Below are 2,594 nucleotides of genomic sequence, written 5' to 3'. Positions count from 1 at the left end.
CTCCCCCACAGCCACACGCACCCCCCACCACACCCACGACGCGATAGTCGTCGGCCTCGGCGTCCACGGCAGTGCTGCCCTACGTCACCTCGCCGCCCGTGGACTCGACGTGATCGGCCTCGAACAGTACGGCCTGCACCACGACTTGGGCTCCTCGCACGGGGCTACCCGGATGATCCGCCGCGCCTACCCCCACCCCGACTGGGACGCCCTGATCGACACCGCCTACCGGGCCTGGGCGGAGCTGGAAGGCGCCTCTAAGGCCCAACTGCTCGACATCACCGGCGGCTTGTACGCGGCGCCGCAGGACCGCCCGGACCCGCTGCGCGGCCCGGGCTGCCGACAGGTCGACGCCGACGAAGCGGCACGGATCTTCCCGGGACTGCGGCTGCCGGCCGGATTCACCGCGGTGCACGACCCGAGCGCCGGGATCATCGACGCCCAGGAGACACTGCGCGCCCAACTGACCCTGGCCGAACGAGCCGGTGCACACGTTCACGACCACGCCCACGTCCTCGGCTGGGAACCTGACGGCGACGAGGTGGTGGTCCGGACCGGCAGGGCCGTCCTGCGCACTCGGCGCCTGGTCCTGTGCACCGGCCCCTGGACCCCGACCCAAGTCCCCTCCCTGGCACCGCACCTGACGGTCACTCGGATCGTCAACGCCTATTTCGCCGCCGACCCGGCGGGCCCGCTCGGCCCGTCCGGCCTGGGCAGCTTCTCCGTCGATCTGCCGCAGGGCCTGCTCTACGGGTTCCCCGCGGCCGACGGCCGCGGCCTCAAGGCAGGGTTGGACAGCGGTCCGCCCTGGGACCCGCAGACACCCCGCCCCGAGGCGACCGGCGACGAACTCGCCCTGCTCGCCGAGGCGGTGGCCCAAGTACTGCCCGGCGCCGGACCCGTGACCGAGACCCTGACGTGCCTCTACACGATGACCGCCGACCGGCGTTTCCTGGTCGGCGAGGTGCCGGGCGTACCACAGGTGCTGGTGGCATCGGCGTGCTCGGGGCACGGGTTCAAGTTCGGACCGGCGATCGGCGAGGCGCTGGCCGACCTGGTGTGCGGAACCGCCCGCCCGGACCTGGACTTCCTCTCCCCGGCCCGACTCTTCCCCGGCGGAATCTCATGAGGCGGCGCCATTGGGCCCGCTCAGCCGTGGAACACCGTCTGGGAGCGGCGCTCGTACCAGGCCGTCAGATGCTCACCGGAACTGATGACGTGCTCGCGCATCACCTGGTCGGCACGGTCGGCGTCGTGCGCCGCCAACGCCTCGATCACGGCCTCGTGTTCACGGATGTTGAGCTGTCGGTGGCGCTCGTCCCCGGCGAGGGCGAGCGAGGAGACATTGCGCGGGAAGCTCTCGTTGATCCGGTCGATCATTCGGGTCAGCCAGGGGTTGTCGGCCGCTTCGCAGATGACCGTGTGGAAGCAGTCGTTCGCCGCCGTGGTGGCGGTGCTGCCTCCCCCCGTGCCCTCACCGGCGGCCCGTGCCACGGCCTCGCACAGGACGGCGTTGTGCTCGCGCAGCGCGGCGAGCCCGCGCTCGGTGATCCGGGACGCGGCGCGCCGGGCGGCCATACCCTCCAGCTCGGCCCGCACCTCGTACGCCTGGCGCACTTCCCAGGGGGCGGGCACCCGGACCACGGCTCCGCGGTTCGGCTGCATCTCGATCAGCCCGCCGTTCTGCAGCTGGCGCAGCGCCTCGCGCACCGGTGTGCGGCTGACCCCGAACTCGGTGGCCAGCGCCGCCTGGCGCAGCGGTTTGCCGATCGCCAGCTCGCCGTTCATGATCCGCGCGCGGATGCGGGCCGCGATGTCGTCGACGAGGGGACTCTCGTCAGTCTGGGAGGTCATCGGAGTCGGTCAAACCCTTCTCGGGGGCGATCGGGGGGTGCGCGGTGGTGGAGCAGTTTCCCACGCGGCCCGGGGCGTCCACAGCCGCTCATTTTTGGATCCACTTCCATCATATCCGCATCCAATAGGAGGGCCGCATGAATCTGGACTTCGCCAAGGCGATCGACGTGTCCGTTCCCATCCATCCCGGCATGCTGCACTGGGGCCGTCGCCCCGAGGTGGAGATCGTCGAGTCCCGCACCGCCGGCGACCCGTCCAACGTGAGCCGCTGGCGGATCGGCGCCCACACCGGCACCCATATCGACGCTCCGGCCCACTTCATCGACGGCGGGAAGACGGTCGACCGGCTCGACCTGTCCGCCCTCAACGGCACCGCGCGTGTCCTGGACCTCACCCACGTCAAGGAGCAGATCACCGCCGCCGACCTCGACGCGGCCGGCCTCGGCAGCGAGGAGCGGGTGCTGCTGCGCACCAGCAACTCCGAAGGCGTACTGCGCAGCCCGTGGAAGGCCCGGCAGTGGGTCGGGCTCGCCCCGGACGGCGCGGAACGGCTCATCGAGGCCGGGGTACGCACGGCGGGCATCGACTATCTCAGCATCGAGGCCGTCCCCTACACCACCCACTGGGAGACCCACCAACTCCTGTGCGCAGCCGAGGTGTTGATCCTGGAGGTCGTCGACCTCCTGCACACGCCCGCCGGGGTCTACGACATGATCTCCCTCCCCCTGCCCCTCCAGGGC

At 71.2% G+C, this 2,594-nt stretch carries 3 protein-coding genes; 2 read left to right on the top strand and 1 reads right to left on the bottom strand.

Annotated elements, in window-relative coordinates; translation table 11 throughout:
* A partial coding sequence (solA, locus tag JHN63_RS49935) for an N-methyl-L-tryptophan oxidase (protein WP_200691768.1) occupies positions 1 to 1,129 on the top strand: 1,129 nt, incomplete at its 5' end.
* Positions 1,130 to 1,149: 20 nt separating this feature from the next.
* Here the strand turns inward: solA and JHN63_RS49930 are convergent.
* Positions 1,150 to 1,854 carry a GntR family transcriptional regulator gene (locus JHN63_RS49930; RefSeq protein WP_200691767.1) on the bottom strand — a complete coding sequence of 235 codons (705 nt, stop codon included), beginning with the start codon at positions 1,852 to 1,854 and terminating at the stop codon, positions 1,150 to 1,152.
* 137 nt (positions 1,855 to 1,991) lie between these two features.
* On the opposite strand from JHN63_RS49930, the gene JHN63_RS49925 reads away from it, so the two are divergent.
* Positions 1,992 to 2,594, top strand: a 603-nt coding sequence (locus JHN63_RS49925) for a cyclase family protein (protein ID WP_200691766.1), incomplete at its 3' end; no start/stop codon positions are given.

It is taken from the genome of Streptomyces sp. MBT65, assembly GCF_016612545.1.
In the GTDB taxonomy this organism is placed as follows: Bacteria; Actinomycetota; Actinomycetes; order Streptomycetales; family Streptomycetaceae; genus Streptomyces.
This window is presented reverse-complemented; position numbering and strand designations above follow the sequence as displayed.

Coding starts and splice junctions, on each gene's coding strand:
- JHN63_RS49930 (WP_200691767.1), bottom strand. CDS start 1,854: ATGACCTCCCAGACTGACGAGAGTCCCCTCGTCGACGACATCGCGGCC.